At 70.8% G+C, this 13,572-nt stretch carries 12 protein-coding genes; 7 read left to right on the top strand and 5 right to left on the bottom strand.

The annotated features are described in order from the left end of the window. Positions 1-152 precede the first annotated feature (152 nt). The 5 genes from TBR22_RS18790 (at position 153) to TBR22_RS18770 (ending at position 4,556) form a co-directional block, all read left to right on the top strand. A complete protein-coding gene (locus tag TBR22_RS18790) occupies positions 153-722 on the top strand; it encodes a hypothetical protein (RefSeq protein ID WP_239489379.1) in 570 nt (189 codons plus the stop codon). Beyond that, positions 719-1,780 (top strand): hypothetical protein, encoded by a 1,062-nt coding sequence (locus TBR22_RS18785; RefSeq protein ID WP_239489378.1) that lies wholly within the window; start codon positions 719-721, stop codon positions 1,778-1,780. Before TBR22_RS18790 ends, TBR22_RS18785 begins: the two co-directional genes overlap by 4 nt. Positions 1,781-1,814: 34 nt before the next feature. Continuing rightward, positions 1,815-2,372 carry a hypothetical protein gene (locus TBR22_RS18780; protein WP_239489377.1) on the top strand — a complete coding sequence of 186 codons (558 nt, stop codon included), beginning with the start codon at positions 1,815-1,817 and terminating at the stop codon, positions 2,370-2,372. 90 nt (positions 2,373-2,462) lie between these two features. Further along, positions 2,463-3,071, top strand: coding sequence for a hypothetical protein (locus TBR22_RS18775; protein WP_239489376.1), 609 nt, complete (start codon positions 2,463-2,465; stop codon positions 3,069-3,071). Between the two features lie 66 nt (positions 3,072-3,137). Continuing rightward, positions 3,138-4,556 carry a sigma-54 dependent transcriptional regulator gene (locus TBR22_RS18770; RefSeq protein ID WP_239489375.1) on the top strand — a complete coding sequence of 473 codons (1,419 nt, stop codon included), beginning with the start codon at positions 3,138-3,140 and terminating at the stop codon, positions 4,554-4,556. Positions 4,557-4,656: 100 nt separating this feature from the next. On the opposite strand, the gene aroB is transcribed toward TBR22_RS18770, so the two are convergent. Then, a complete protein-coding gene (gene aroB, locus TBR22_RS18765; RefSeq protein WP_239489374.1) occupies positions 4,657-5,751 on the bottom strand; it encodes a 3-dehydroquinate synthase in 1,095 nt (364 codons plus the stop codon). A gap of 189 nt (positions 5,752-5,940) precedes the next feature. Here aroB and nadB point away from each other — a divergent pair, with 189 nt between their 5' ends. Together nadB and proS are read left to right on the top strand one after the other, a co-directional pair. Further along, positions 5,941-7,506 carry an L-aspartate oxidase gene (gene nadB, locus TBR22_RS18760; RefSeq protein ID WP_239489373.1) on the top strand — a complete coding sequence of 522 codons (1,566 nt, stop codon included), beginning with the start codon at positions 5,941-5,943 and terminating at the stop codon, positions 7,504-7,506. An 8-nt stretch (positions 7,507-7,514) separates the two neighbouring features. Then, positions 7,515-9,017, top strand: coding sequence for a proline--tRNA ligase (proS, locus tag TBR22_RS18755; RefSeq protein ID WP_239489372.1), 1,503 nt, complete (start codon positions 7,515-7,517; stop codon positions 9,015-9,017). 4 nt (positions 9,018-9,021) lie between these two features. Here the strand turns inward: proS and TBR22_RS18750 are convergent, their stop codons facing one another. The 4 genes from TBR22_RS18750 to TBR22_RS26820 form a co-directional block, all read right to left on the bottom strand. After that, entirely contained in the window at positions 9,022-10,059 is a 1,038-nt protein-coding gene (locus TBR22_RS18750) for a HEAT repeat domain-containing protein (protein WP_239489371.1), read from the bottom strand. A 168-nt stretch (positions 10,060-10,227) separates the two neighbouring features. Then, positions 10,228-11,931, bottom strand: a complete 1,704-nt coding sequence (locus TBR22_RS18745) for an OmpA family protein (protein WP_239489370.1) — start codon at positions 11,929-11,931, stop codon at positions 10,228-10,230. 310 nt (positions 11,932-12,241) lie between these two features. Then, positions 12,242-13,048: a twin-arginine translocase subunit TatC gene (tatC, locus tag TBR22_RS18740; protein WP_239489369.1), complete on the bottom strand. Its 807-nt coding sequence runs from the start codon at positions 13,046-13,048 to the stop codon at positions 12,242-12,244. 27 nt (positions 13,049-13,075) lie between these two features. After that, complete coding sequence (locus TBR22_RS26820; protein ID WP_305068742.1) at positions 13,076-13,447, bottom strand: TatA/E family twin arginine-targeting protein translocase; 372 nt, start codon at positions 13,445-13,447, stop codon at positions 13,076-13,078. Between the last annotated feature and the right edge of the window lie 125 nt (positions 13,448-13,572).

Raw genomic sequence — 13,572 nt, 5'->3', positions numbered from 1 at the left:
CCAGACTCGCTCGCGCTGACGGGATCGCAGGCTTTGCCACGGCCGCGGGTGCGCAGGTGCGCGATCCCTGCGACGGCCGTCCCGCCGCCTTGCCGAATGCGGCCAGAAACGTCGACGCCCGTCATGGCCTCCGCCTTGCCACTTCAGGCGGCATGCGTCCGCCCCCGCGTCGTCTTGCCTCGACACGCTCTGGTGCCCGTGAACGCGCTTCCGTCGCCCGCGGCGGCGCGCTCCTCGAGGCGGTGATCGCCTCGGGACTCCTCATCGTGTTGCTCACCGGATTGCTGCCCATCGTCGCGACGGCCCGTGTGGCGACCAGCCGCGCCCGCCGCGACGTGCTCATGTCGCTGCTGGCCGGGCGGCGGCTTGCCGAGATCGGCGCGCTCACGCACCTGCGGCTGCCGGCAGGCATCGTGCGTGACGAGGCAGCGCACCTCGGTGGCGGCGACGTGTTCGCCGAAGGAGGCACCGGCTTGCGGGAGACCGGCATCGGCGCGCTCGAGGCGCCCACGCCGGGTGCCAGTGACTGGCTCGACGACCGCGGGCGATGGGACGGGGAGGGGCCGGTGCCGGGGCCGGCAGGGCGCTACCTCCGCCAGTGGGGCCTGGTCACGGGACCGGAAGGCTGTGTCGAGGTCTGGGTCCGCGTGAGCGTCCCATCGTCGATCGACGAGGCGTTCGCGGGAGGCCTGCAGTGCCCGTGGGGAGGAGGACCGTCGTGAGCGCGCGCGGCGGGGCACGCGGCGGGTTCACGCTGCTGGACATGCTCGTGGCGCTCGCCCTGGTGCTGGCAGCGATGGCGACCGTGGTGGCGGCGTTGCCGCCGATGTTCGACGTCGTGCGGACGGTGCCCGAAGCCACGGACCTGCAGCAGCGGGCGCGCGCGACCGACGCCCTCATCGACGCGGCGCTGGCACCCGCCGGCGCCGGCGCCGACCTGCTCGGCGAGGGGCCGCTGTCGCACGCGGTGCCCGCGGTGTGGCCGCGCCGCCTGCTCGGCACGGCCGACCCACCGGGCTCGGCCTGGGGCGACCGGTTGTCGTGGCTGACGGTGCCCGCCGGTGCGGCGCAGGCGCCGGTCATCGGTTCCATCGCGCCTGGCGCCGACCTGGTGCCGCTGGCGTGGCACCCCGCCTGCGGCACCCATCCCACATGCGGGTTCCGGCGCGGCGATACCGTGCTGCTCGCCTCACGCACAGGCGCCATGGCGATGGCCTCGGTGGCCGACGCGACCGGGCTGCTCGTGAGGCTCGCGACGACCGTCGAGCAGGCGGTACCGGCGCCGGCGACGCTGGTGGTGGTGCAGGTGTCTGCCTTCCTGTTCGACGGCCCGCGCCGCCAGCTGCGTCGCGCCGACGACGCGGCCCCCAGTCAGCCCGTCACCGACGACGTGGTGGCGCTGCGCGTGCGGTACTACGGAACGGCGGCGCCACCGCGGTGGCCGTCGGTGCCTGGCGTCGAGACGTGCGCCGTCGCCGCTGATGGCACGCCGCGGCTGGGCCTGCTCGGGGCCGTGCCCGGGCCTCCGGTGGAACTCACGCCTGCCGATCTCACCGATGGTCCCTGGTGCGGCGCCGGGACCTGGCGCTTCGACGCCGACCTGTTGCGGCTGCGTGCGGTGCGCCTTGCGTGGCGCGTGCAGGCAGCCGGCGCTGGGGTGCGGGGCCGCAGTCCCGCCTGGTTCGCAGTGCCCGGGCAGGCTCGTCACCCGGCGCAGGAGGTGCGCGATGTCGAGGTCGAGACGTTCACGGTGTTGCCCAATCTCGCCTGGGGGCAGTGAGGCCGGCGCAGCGCTGCCGGCCGCGCTCCTCCTGATGGCGTGCCTGGTCAGCGTGACCGGCTGGCTCATCGGACACACGCGCGTCGACCGGGACATGACCCGCACGCTGGCCGACGAACGCGAGGCGGCGCGCCTCGCCGAGGCCGCGGTTCAACTGGCGGCGCTGGCTCTCGGCCGCGTGCCCGACTGGTCGCGGGTCGACGCGCTGGCGCTGCCGCTTTCCTGTGCCGATGCCCCGGGCCCCCTCGTCGGCCTGGACGCGGCGGCAGAGACCAGCCGCGTGCAGGCGATCGAGGACGCGGCGAGCCGCTGGGGCGTCGACACGCCTCGCTGGCGCCTCGCCTGGCAATGTCACGCTGCCGGGGTGCTCGTCGCCTGGCCGAGGGCCGGCACGACGCCGTCGGTCGGTATCTGGGTAGGAGACGACGTGGAGGGAGATGGCGCACCATGGATCGACACGAACCAGCGGATCCGGGTGCTGGGCGTGGTGGCGGGCCGCGGCGGGGCCCGTTCGAGTCAGGTGGTCACCATCGCGCGCTCGGCGTCGGGCGCGCCGGTCACGTTGCTCGCCTGGCGGAGCGGTCAGTACTGACCGGGTCAAGTTTCCGGGTGCGCCGGCCGATCATCCGGAGGACGCCTGTCTGCGGCACGGTCGGCCGCGCGGGAAGTGAGGAGGCATTCGATGACTGCACGAGGCGCGGGCCTGCTGGCCTGCTTGTGGATCGGGGCGACGGCCCATCAGGTCGACGCGCAATCACTCGGTGACGTGGCTCGGCAGGAGGCCGCCCGGCGCGAGCAGATCAAGACCTCGGGCAAGGTGTTGACCAACGCCGACCTGCCGCCGTCAGCGGTCCTGGCCCCGGCGGGTGCGCCTGCAGCCCCGGCACCGGAGGCTGGCTCCGAACTGGCCGAGGCCGCCAGGGGACGGGAGTCGGCCTCGACGACCGACGAGGCGAAGGCGAAGGCCACCGCGGCCGCCGCAGCGGACACGAAGGGGAAGGCTGCGCCGGCAGACGACGAGGACGGCTGGCGCAGCCGCGCGGCCGCCATCAACGGCGCCTTGTCGGAGGCCCGCACGCAAGTGCGTCAGCTCAAGGCGCTCGGCGACCGTTTGTCGCTCGAGTCGCAGGCGGCCAATCCCGACATCGCGGCGCGTGCGTCCGCCGAACGCGCCGACCTGAGGGCGCAAGTGGCCAAGGCCGAGGAGAGGCTCGCGGAGGCCACCGCGGCGCACGAGGCCTTCCAGCGGGAGGCGCGCGCGGCAGGCGTCCCGTCGGCGTGGATCCAGTAGACTGACCGACTCACGGCCGAGGGAAGGCTGGACCGCCCGTCTCCCGTCGGATTCGTCTGTCCCCAGATGTCTGCCTCGACGCGCGAAACGCCCGACGTCCTCCTCGTCGACGACAACGACGACCTCCGCTACGTGCTCGCGACCGTGCTGTCGCGGCACGGCTACCACGTCGTCGAGGCCGCCGACGAGCCGGCGGCGGTCGACGCGTTGCGTCTGCATCGGCCCTCGCTGGTGCTGTCGGACCTCCGGTTGCCCACCGGCGACGGCCTCGGCGTGCTGCGCGCCGCCAAGGAACTCGATCCCGCGCTGCCGGTGATCCTGATGACCGGGTATGGGGCCATCGAGGAAGCCGTCACCGCCGTGCGGGAGGGCGCCCTCGACTACCTGCCCAAGCCCGTCGACCACGAGCACCTCGTGCTCATGGTCAGCCGCGCCATCGAGCAGCGTCGCCTGGTCACCGAGAACCTGCTGCTGAAGGAGGCGCTCGGATCGCGGCACGGCGCGCCGACCATCATCGGCGAGCACCCGTTGCTGCTCGAGGTGCTCAAGAGCCTGCGTCGCGTCGCGCCCACCGAGACCACCGTCCTCCTCGGCGGCGAGAGTGGAACCGGCAAGGAACTGTTCGCGCGTGCCTTGCACGCCCACAGCGACAGGGCCGATGGCCCGTTCGTCGCGATCAACTGCGCGGCCATCCCAGAGACGCTGCTCGAGTCGGAGTTGTTCGGCCACGAGAAGGGCGCCTTCACGGGCGCCAATGCTCGCAAGCCCGGCAAGTTCGAGGTCGCGCACGGCGGCACGCTGTTCCTCGACGAGATCGGCGAGATGCCGGTCAACCTGCAGGCCAAGGTGCTGCGCGTGCTCGAGGAACGCAGCTTCGAGCGGGTCGGCAGCAACACGACGCTGCACGTCGACGTGCGCCTGGTCGCCGCGACCAATCGCGACCTGCGCGCCGCGGTCGCCGCGCGCACCTTCCGCGAGGACCTCTTCTTCCGCCTGTCGGTGTTCCCGATCACCATCCCGCCGTTGCGGGATCGCCCCACCGACGTGCCGATCCTCGCGCGGCACTTCGTCGAGCGGTTCGCGCGAGAGCAGAACAAGCGGCCGCCGCACCTCTCGACGACAGCCATCGAGGCGCTCGAGCGGCACGCCTGGCCGGGCAACGTCCGTGAGCTGCAGAACTGCATCGAGCGCGCGGTGATCCTCGCCGAGGGCGACACCATCCACGCGCAGCAGCTGAACCTCGGCGCGGGGGAGATCGTGCGCGAGGCGCACCCGGCGCCGCCGCGCGATCCGTGGGACGAGATCGACCTGTCGGGCACCCTGCCCGAGGCGTCACGTCGCGTGCTGATGGAGGTGGAGCGCCGCAAGATCGCGCAGGCGCTCGAGGACGCTCGCTGGGATCACGCGAAGGCCTCCGCGGCCCTGCAGATCCCGCCGCGATTGCTGCTGGCGCGGATCCGCGACTTCAAGCTCGCGCCCCGGTAATTCGAGCTTGGAAATGTGAAACTTCAGGCGGCTTGGGCCTTCGGTCTTCGCCGCGCCAGGCGCAGCCGGCGCACGAGCATTTCGAATTTCCAGGTTCAGATTACAGACCGAGCGCCGTCAGGCCCACCCTCACCTGCGCCTCGTCGACGTCGGTGGCGATCGTCGTCTCGCCGATGCGCGTCGGCAGGACGAAGTGCAACGTCCCGGCGACGACCTTCTTGTCGCGCCTGGTCGCCTCGAGGACGTCGTCGGCATCGAGGTGCGTGATGGCCGGCAGCGGTCCCATCGCCTCGAGCAGCGCGATCAGCGCGTCGTGCGCCTCACGCGGCCAGGTGCCCCTGGCGACCGCGATGGCCGACGCGGCCTTCATTCCGTAGGCGACCGCTTCCCCGTGGCGCAGGAGCCGGTACTGCGTCACGGCCTCGAGCGCGTGGCCGATCGTGTGGCCGAAGTTGAGGATCTTGCGCAGCCCGTCCTCGCGCTCGTCCTTGGTGACCACGTCGGCCTTGATGGCGCAGCACTCGGTGATCACCGGCAGCAGGGCGTCGGGCTGCCCGTCGAGCAGCGCATCCATCGTCTGCTGGCACCGGGCAAACAGCGGCGCCGACGCGATCACGCCGTACTTGACCACCTCGTAGAGGCCGGCCCTGAGCTCGCGCCGGCTCAGGGTGCCCAGCACCACCGGGTCCACGGCCACGAGCGCCGGTTGGTGGAAGGCGCCGAGCAGGTTCTTCCCGAGCCGGTGGTTCACGCCCACCTTGCCTCCGATGGCGCTGTCGGTCTGGGCGACCACCGTCGTCGGTACGTGCACCAGGCGGATGCCGCGGAGATAGCTGGCCGCGGCAAAGCCCGCCAGGTCGCCGATCACCCCGCCGCCGACCACCACCAGCACCGCCTTGCGGTCGATGCCGCGCGTGACGAGCGCGTCGTGCACCTTGCCCAGCGTGGCCATCGTCTTGGCCTTCTCGCCGTCGTTGACGAGCACCGGCTCGTCCTCGGCAGCGAGGCCGAGCCCCTCACGCACCGTCGCGCCGTGCAGTCGCCACACGGTCGGGCTCGAGACGACGACGAGGCGGGACGCGCCGGGACAGGCTTCGCGCACGAGGGCGTCGAGCGTGCCGAGAAGGCCGGGGGCGATGAGGATGCGCGACACCTGCGTCGACCGGGTGTGCACCTCGAGAACTGTGGGAGTCATGGGCGAATCGGACGAGAACCGCCGCGTGCCTGCCATCGCGACGGGGGCTGGCACACGGGCGTGGCCGCGGAGCAGAAATCCGGCCCGAAACAGGGGCCTGTCCGCCGAAGCCTCGGCGAAGGCGGATGGTAGGATAGCAGGGTCCCGGCGGGGATGCGGGCCGCACGGACAGGAGCTGACACCCCACTGGTGACCACCACACCCGATTTCCTCGTCCTCGGCAGCGGCATCGCGGCGCTCCGCGCAGCATTGGCGCTGGCGAGTCGGGGGCGTGTCTGCATCCTCACCAAGGGCGACCCCGGGCAGGGCAGCACCGTCTGGGCGCAGGGCGGCATCGCCGCGGCGCTGGGCGACGATGACTCGCCGTCGCTGCACTACGAGGACACGCTGGCGGCGGGCGACGGGCTGTGCGAGCCCGGCGCCGTGCGGATGCTGGTGGAGGCCGGTCCGGCCTACGTCGAGGAACTGCTCGCGTGGGGAGCCGCCTTCGACCGGCTCCCGGACGGCCGACCATCGCCGACGCGCGAGGCGGCGCACAGCGTGCGTCGCGTGTTCCACGCCGAGGATGCGACCGGTCGGGAGATCAGCCGCGTCCTGCATGCACAGGTGGCAGCCGCGCCGGCGATCACCCTCGTCGATCACGCCATCGTCAGCGACCTGATCGTCGAGGGCGGGCGGTGCGTGGGCGCCGCGTGGCACGACGCCGACGGCATGCGGCACGAGACGCGCGCCGCGGCGACGTTGCTCGCGACGGGCGGGGCCGGGCACGTGTTCTCGCAGACCACCAACCCGGCCGTGATCACCGGCGACGGCATGGCGATGGCGTTCGAGGCCGGCGCGGAAGTGGCCGACCTCGAGTTCGTGCAGTTCCACCCGACGGTGCTCGACGTGCCGGGGCGCGCGCGCTTCCTGCTGTCGGAGGCCCTGCGCGGCGAGGGGGCCCGCCTGCTGAACGTGCATGGCGAGGCGTTCATGACCCGCTACGAGGCGGCCGCCGAACTCGCGCCTCGTGATCGCGTCGCGCGGGCGATCGTGCGCGAGTCCCAGCGCACGGCAGCGCCCGTCTACCTGTCGCTGGCCCACCTGACCGGGCTCGACGTCCACGGGCGGTTCCCGCAGATTTCGGACGCCTGCCGCGAGGTCGGGCTCGATCTCGCGCGCGACCCCATTCCGGTGAGCCCGGCGGTCCACTACGTGATGGGCGGCGTGGTCACCGATCTCGACGGGCGGACGTCGGTGCCCGGCCTGTATGCGGCCGGGGAAGTGGCGTGCACGGGTGTGCACGGCGCCAATCGGCTCGCGAGCAACTCGCTGCTCGAGGGCCTGGTCTTCGGCGCGCGTGCCGGCGCAGTGATGGGCGAGAGGCCCCGGGCGCGGGACGCGTGGAACTCCGATCGCCTCGTGGTGTGCGATCAGCCGATGCCCGCCGCGGGTGGCGCGTGGCCCGAGGGACTCGATGCGGCGGTGGTCCGTGCGCGAGCCTGGCGGGATCTCGGCCTGGTCCGCACGCCCGAGGGGCTGCGCGAGGCCGAGTCCTACTTCGGGCGGGCCTGGGCGGCGCGCTTCGCGGCGCCGGGCGAAGGATTGGCGGCCGCGCAGATGCGCAGCCTGGTCACGGTGGCGTGGCTGATGGGCCGCGCGGCGCTGCGGCGGGAGGAGAGCCGGGGCGGCCACTACCGGACCGACTTCCCGGAGCGACGGGACGACACGTGGGGCCATCACTGCAGCGACGTGCTGCAGCGCAGAGCGGATTGACGAGGATCATGAGCGAGCAGCAGGGCAAGGGGCAGGCACAACAGGGCAAGGGCGGCGCCAAGGGCGACGCGTTCGTCACGGCGATCACCTCGCAGGCGGAGGACTACTCGCGCTGGTACCTCGACGTGGTGCTGCGCGCGGAACTGGCCGACTACACCCCGGGGCTCAAGGGGTGCATGACGATCCGCCCGTACGGCTACGCCATCTGGGAGCGCATCCAGCAGCTGCTCGACGCGCGGCTCAAGGCCACCGGTCACGTCAACGCCTACTTCCCGCTCTTCATCCCCGAGAGTCTGCTGATGAAGGAAGCCGAGCACGTCGAGGGCTTCGCCCCCGAGGTGGCCTGGGTCACGCACGGCGGCAAGGAAAAGCTGGAGGAGAAGCTGGCGATCCGGCCGACCTCCGAGGTCATCATCGGCACGATGTACGCCAAGTGGCTGCAGTCGTGGCGTGATCTCCCCATCCTGATCAACCAGTGGGCCAACGTCGTCCGCTGGGAGAAGGTCACGCGCCCGTTCCTGCGCACCACCGAGTTCCTCTGGCAGGAAGGGCACACGGTCCACGAGACCGAGGCCGAGGCCGAGGAGGAGACGCTGAAGATCCTCGGCGTCTACAAGGAGTTCGTCGAGACCGAGCTGGCGATGCCGGTCATCGAGGGCCGCAAGAGCGACGCCGAGAAGTTCGCGGGCGCCTCGAAGACGTATTCGATCGAGGCGCTGATGGGCGACGGCCGTGCGCTGCAGGCCGGCACCTCGCACAACCTCGGGCAGAACTTCGCCAAGGCCTTCGAGATCAAGTTCCAGGGGCGTGACAAGGTCGAGCAGCACGCGTGGACGACGTCCTGGGGCGTGTCGACGCGCCTGATCGGCGGGCTGATCATGGTGCACGGCGACGACAGCGGCCTCGTGCTGCCGCCCAACATCGCGCCGTACCAGGTGGTGATCGTCCCCATCCCGCGCGGCGACTGGCGCGAGACGGTGCTGCCGCACGCGCAGAAGATCAAGGACGCGCTGGTGGCCGCCGGCGTGCGCGTGATGCTCGACGACCGCGACGCCTACACGCCGGGCTGGAAGTTCGCCGACTGGGAGATGCGCGGCGTGCCGGTGCGGCTCGAGATCGGGCCCAAGGACATCGAGAAGCAGCAGGTGGTGCTGGCGCGTCGCGACACCCGCGAGAAGGCCTTCGTGCCGATGGACGGGCTCGTTGCGCAGGTGCAGGGCTGGCTCGCGTCCATTCAGGCGTCGCTGTTCGAGAAGGCGAAGCAGGTGCGCGAGGAGCGCACGCACTACACGGAGAACTACGACGAGTTCAAGACGCTGATGGCGGGCGCGCGTCCGGGCTTCGTGTTCGCGCCGTGGTGCGACGACCCGGCGATCGAGGCGCAGGTGAAGGCCGAGACGCAGGCGACCATCCGCAACTACCCGTTCGTCGCGCCGTCGTACGAGGGCAAGGCCTGCTTTGTCACCGGGCGCCCCGCGACGGTCATGGCCTGCTTCGCGAAGGCGTACTGATCGTTCAGCCCCACAGGGCCGCGAACGCCTCCGGCAGGCGTGCGGCCAGCTTCTTGACCGCGGCACTGCGCCTGGTGAGCTTCTCGCGTGCGGCGATGGCGCGGAAAATCGTCACCAACTGCCCGCGGAACCACGCGTCGGCCGACGCCTGCCAGGCGTCGGCCACGCTCTCCAGGGCGGCCGCGTCGCCCACCTGCTGCAGCGCCGACAGCATGCCCACCGGCGTCTGCTCTCCCAACAGTTCGAGCGTTTCCCGCAGGTCGTAGACCGCCAGCCGACTGCCACGCGCCGCGAGGGCCTGATGCGTCGTCGCGCGGATCACCCGCCACGCGTTGACGTGCTCGGCGGGCACGACGGCTTCGTGGGTACGCACGCGTTCGACGAGGCGGCTGAGCACGGTGAGCGGGGCGGTTGCGCCGTGCGAGGTCAGCAACTGCCGGAGGTGCTCGGTGTCGGCGGGCAGTTCTCCGGCAGCTGCCGCCTCGAGCAGGGCCTCTCCCGAGCGTTCGTCGCCTTCACCAGGGCCGGCGGCCGACCCTGGCCGCACGGCCTCACGCAGCGCCTCGGACGGGTCGTGTTTGAGCCGGTTGCGCAGCGGCACCAGGACGTCGGCCTCGTACTGGCCGGTGGTGTCCTGGGCGTTGGTGATCGCTTCGAGTGCCCGCAGGCGGACGGCGTCGGGTCGTGCGGCGTCGAGCAGCGTGACGGTCAGGGCATCGAGCGCCGTGGTCGCCACGTCGCCGTCGGGCGCATCGAGCAGGGGGCCCATCGCGTCGACCGCTGCGACCGCCACGTCGGGGTCGTGATGTGACAGGTACGGCGTGATGGTTGGCAGCGCCGACGGGTCGCCCATCCGCTCGAGCACGCGGAGGAGCTTCGGACGGTGGATGTCGTCGACCTGGGCGAGCCGCTGAATCACGGGTCGCAGCGCCGGGCGACCGACGATGGCCAGGCGGGCGATGGTGGCTTCGACACCCACCGGGTCATCGCTGTCGAGGAGGGCATCGAGCAGCGCCTTGGACTGACCGGGGCGGGAGGGCACGGCGGGATTCTAACGCCTAACGCTTAACGCCTAACGCTTGACGCTTGACCGTCGCCTTGTTCCGCCCAGGACTGCCGACGGCCGAAGGACGAAGGCCCAGAGCAGAAGCACGAAGGGCCCGACTGGCATGTGCCAATCGGGCCCTTCGTGTGAAGCGGTTGGCGAGACTTACTGCGTCACGCGGACCGTGAGGGCGGCGCGGCGGTTGAGGCGGCGCGTCTCCTCGCGGCTGTTGTCGTGCTTCGGACGCTCCTCACCGTAGCTCACCGTGCGGATGCGGTTGGCACCGATGCCGCGCGAGCCGAGGTAGTCGCGGACCGAGTAGGCGCGGCGCTCGCCGAGGGCGAGGTTGTACTCCGCCGTACCGATGTTGCAGGTGTGACCCTCGACCTCGATGCGCAGCTCGGGGTTGTCGGTCAGCGCCTTGATCGCCTCGTCGAGGATGCGAGTGGCTTCCGGCCGCAGCGTGTAGCGGTCGAAGTCGAAGTGGACGTCCTCGAACGTGTAGTCCTTGATGGCCGGCTTGACCACCTGGATGGTCACCGTGTCGGTCACCGTGCCGCCCTTGCCGTCGGTCACCGTCACCGTGCAGGGCACCGGACCCTCCTGCGCCGGGGCCGTCCACAGCGTCTCGCGGTTGCTGGGCTGGGCCACCGTGCCGGCGGGGCAGGACCACTTGTAGGTGAGCGGATCGCCATCGGGATCGCTCGCGTCAGCCGTGATCGTCGAGCTCTTGCCGACCTCCACCGTGCACGGGTTGCAGCGGGCCTTCACCGTCGGCGGACGATTCTCCTGCACGGCCGGCGGCGGCGGGGGCGGCGGCGGGGGCGCCGGCGCCACGTACGCGGTCGCCACGCCCGGGTGGTAGCCGATGCGGAACTGCATCGACACCTTGTCGAGGCCCTCGTTCTCCTGGAAGCGGTACAGATCGTTGCGCGAGTCGTGCTTCAGGGCGTAGGTGACGCCGGCACCGGCAAAGAAGCCCTTGCTGCTGAAGTACGTGGCACCAATCGCGGCGTCGAGAGGGCTCTTGATGGCCCAGGTGCCCGCGCTCGTCGATCCGTCGAACGCGGTGAGACCGCTCGAGGTGAGGGTGTCGTCGAAGTACGACTCGCCGAACAGCTCGGCAGTCAGCTTCAGGCCGCTCCGCGTCGGGAAGCCGAGGCCGAAGCCGTAGCGGAGGCCGTTGCTCTGATTGGTGCGCTCGGCGTCGGCGCGCACGGCCACGCCGGCATAGCCCGACAGGTCGACGCGCTCGTTGACTTCCTTGCTCACGATGTAGTCGAGGAAGAAGTCCGCCTGGCCAGAGCTCGTGCCCTTGTCGGCAGAGCCGGTCGGCAGCTTGACCATCGCCTTGAGGGCCATCGCCACCGGCGCGCCCTTGGCCTGCGAGGTCAGGGCCACCTTGCCGCCAGCGTAGATGTCGCCGAAGGTCGACCCGGACCACGGCTGCTTCACCAGCGGGTACTCGTTGTTGGGACCGCCTGCTTCATTGCCGGGCACGAAAACCGGACGGATGTCGCGATCAATACGCGTCACCGCCGAGACCGACGCGAACAGCTCGGCTCGTCCACCCACCCCATACCCGAAGGTCAGGGGGAAGAAGCCGATGTTCGTGAAACCTTCCTGGCGGTCGAAGTTCGTGTAGTAGGCGCTGGCCGACCACCGTCCCGCCGGCAGCACCTCGCCGAGCGGCACGAACCACAGACCCGTGTCGCCCTGGAATGTCGGGGCGGCGGTGCGGGTTTCGGTCACCACCAGGCTCGCGGCGGGCGCGGGTGCCGGCCCCGCCTGCTGCTGCGCGAACCCTGCAGGCGCAGCCATCGCCAGACCCATCGTGGCGGCGAGACCTACCCTGAAGAGGCGTGTCATGTGCGTGTCCTCGAATTTCCTTCTGCTGAACGAACGTTCGTACAAGATAGCGCTGCCCTGCATATTACTGGCGCGCATCGGCGGCCGTCAAACCTATTGGTAAGTTTATCGGGACACTGCCCCACCGACACGAGTCCCTGCAGGGTCGACGCACGTCATTGGACGCTTGCAAGATGGCCGCCAACCCGGCCGCGAAGATGATAGACGCTTGCGCCTCGTGGCGAAACGGCGCCCGACGACACGACATGGGACCGCCTGGGGAGCGGCAGACCAGGGAGCGCGGGGCGCCACACCTCGGCGCCCCGGTCCATCACGCCTCGGCCGGCGGGGTCCGCTTCTGGAAGATCCACGCGACGATGATGCTGAAGGCGTACAGCACGATCATCGGGAGCGCGAGGAGGAACTGCGACACGACGTCGGGGCTGGGCGTGACGATCGCCGCGACGACGAAGATGATCAGGATGGCGTACTTGGTGTGCCGGATGAGGAAGCGGGGCGTGACCAGCCCCACCCGGGCCAGGAACATGATCAGCGTCGGCATTTCGAACACCGCGCCCATTCCGAGGGCCATCCGGACGTAGAGCGAGAAGACCGGCTCGATGCGCGGCGCGAACTGCACGGTGTCGGTCGAGAAGCTGGCGAAGAACCGCCACATCGCCGGGAACACCACGTAGTGCGAGAAGAGGGCGCCGCCGATGAAGAACACCGTCGACATCAGCACGAACGGGATGGCGAACCGCTTCTCGTGCGCGTACAGCCCGGGCGCGATGAACGCCCAGATCTGCCACAACACCACCGGCAGCGCGATCATCAGCCCGACCAGCGCGCCCATCTTCATGTAGAGCATGAAGGCTTCGGTCGGCTCCGTATAGATGAGCTTGCCGCCCGACGGCAGGATCGCCTGCAAGGGCGCCATCACGAACTCGAAGATGGGGTTGATGAACGCGATGGCGACCAGGAACCCCACCAGCACCGCCAGCAACGCCTTGATCAGGCGCTGCCGCAGTTCGTCGAGGTGCTCGAGGAAGGACATCTTCCCGCCGACACCTTCGTCCTCCTCGTCCTCGTCGAACGGGCGGGGCGGTGGCGGAACGGCTGGGACGGGAGAGAGGGACATGCCGCGGAGGTCGGGCCGGAAGCCGGGTTAGACGTCGGCGCCGCGCGGCGTCGTCTCGGCCACCGGCTGGCGCGCTTCGTCCTGGGCGCGGTCGTAGAGCTCGTCGCCCGTGTAGGGGTCGATCGCGGGGGCCGGCGTGGCCTCGGCCACGGGGGCGGCCACCACCGCCGGCGCCACCGGCGCCGCGGGAGCCGGCGTCACCCTGGCCGACTTCTCCTTCTCCTCCTCGACCCGGATCTCCTCCTCGAGCGAGTTGCGCAACTCGTTCGACGCGCGCTTGAACTCCGCCAGGCTCTTGCCCAGGGACTTGCCGAGCTCGGGCAGCTTGCGCGGGCCGAACACGATGAGGGCGATGACGAAGATGATGACCAACTCCGGCATGCCGAGGGAACCGAACATCTTGCGCTCCTGAGTGGGGTCCGGGGAGCGACCCTAGATCAATCCGGGTAGTGCTTGGACCGTCCCTCGATTATAGGAACCCCGTCGAGGGAGGGTCAAATGACAACGGCGTCATCCTCGGCCGC

It is taken from the genome of Luteitalea sp. TBR-22 (genome assembly GCF_016865485.1).
Lineage (GTDB): Bacteria > Acidobacteriota > Vicinamibacteria > Vicinamibacterales > Vicinamibacteraceae > Luteitalea.
This window is presented reverse-complemented; position numbering and strand designations above follow the sequence as displayed.

Coding starts and splice junctions, on each gene's coding strand:
- TBR22_RS18790 (WP_239489379.1), top strand. CDS start 153: ATGCGTCCGCCCCCGCGTCGTCTTGCCTCGACACGCTCTGGTGCCCGT.
- TBR22_RS18780 (WP_239489377.1), top strand. CDS start 1,815: ATGGCGTGCCTGGTCAGCGTGACCGGCTGGCTCATCGGACACACGCGC.
- TBR22_RS18775 (WP_239489376.1), top strand. CDS start 2,463: ATGACTGCACGAGGCGCGGGCCTGCTGGCCTGCTTGTGGATCGGGGCG.
- TBR22_RS18770 (WP_239489375.1), top strand. CDS start 3,138: ATGTCTGCCTCGACGCGCGAAACGCCCGACGTCCTCCTCGTCGACGAC.
- aroB (WP_239489374.1), bottom strand. CDS start 5,751: ATGACTCCCACAGTTCTCGAGGTGCACACCCGGTCGACGCAGGTGTCG.
- proS (WP_239489372.1), top strand. CDS start 7,515: ATGAGCGAGCAGCAGGGCAAGGGGCAGGCACAACAGGGCAAGGGCGGC.
- TBR22_RS18745 (WP_239489370.1), bottom strand. CDS start 11,931: ATGACACGCCTCTTCAGGGTAGGTCTCGCCGCCACGATGGGTCTGGCG.
- tatC (WP_239489369.1), bottom strand. CDS start 13,048: ATGTCCCTCTCTCCCGTCCCAGCCGTTCCGCCACCGCCCCGCCCGTTC.
- TBR22_RS26820 (WP_305068742.1), bottom strand. CDS start 13,447: ATGTTCGGTTCCCTCGGCATGCCGGAGTTGGTCATCATCTTCGTCATC.